This is a genomic window from Vibrio sp. 2134-1 (genome assembly GCF_033339495.1).
Map to the genome: position 1 here is coordinate 1 of NZ_JAWOUS010000232.1, position 874 is coordinate 874.

The 874-nt window shown below is 49.5% G+C and carries 1 protein-coding gene; it reads right to left on the reverse strand.

Annotated elements, in window-relative coordinates; genetic code table 11:
- On the reverse strand, positions 1-874 hold an 874-nt coding region (locus R7R78_RS25140), incomplete at both ends, for a VC_2705 family sodium/solute symporter (protein WP_225474503.1).

The following is an 874-nucleotide window of genomic DNA, read 5'->3' on the forward strand; positions in this document are numbered from 1 at the left end:
TAACCTGCGACTGCAATGGCCACCGCCATCGAGATTCGACTCGCAAGCAGCTCTTTCTTCTCTGAGATATTCGGGTTAATTACCCCTTTGATTAAGTCGTGGGAAATCGCGGACGAAATCGCCAGCAATAGACCCGCTGCGGTTGATAGTGCCGCCGCTAGACCACCCGCTGCGACCAGTGCGATAACCCAGTTAGGTAGTTTCGCGATCTCAGGGTTAGCCAGTACCATGATGTCGTTATCAACTTTCAGTTCGTTAGTTGCAGCATCTGATGTGTAGTTGATGTTTCCATCACCGTTCTTATCATCAAAGCCTAGCAGACCCGTTTTCTCCCAGTTTTTGAACCAAGTAGGACGTTCGTCATAAGCCAAGTGTTGGCCCGGCGCTGGGTTAACGGTATCCATTAGGTTTAGACGTGCCATTGCTGATACTGCTGGAGCCGTTGTGTATAGGATAGCGATGAACACAAGTGCCCAACCTGCAGAGGTACGTGCATCACGCACCTTCGGTACAGTGAAGAAACGGATGATTACGTGTGGCAGACCTGCAGTACCGATCATCAGTGACATGGTGTAAACGAACATGTTTAGCGTGTCACCGCGGACTTGAGTGGTGTATTCACTAAAGCCGAGCTCCGTCACCACTTGGTCTAGCCGATCCAACAGATAGACATCGGTGCCGGCCATGGTACTGCCGAGCCCTATTTGTGGAATTGGATTGCCGGTAAGCTGCAGAGAGATAAAGATTGCAGGAATAGTGTAAGCCAAAATGAGTACGCAATATTGAGCAATCTGCGTGTAAGTGATGCCTTTCATGCCACCAAGAACGGCGTACATGAATACGATACACATACCAATCAGTAGACCGGTTGAGT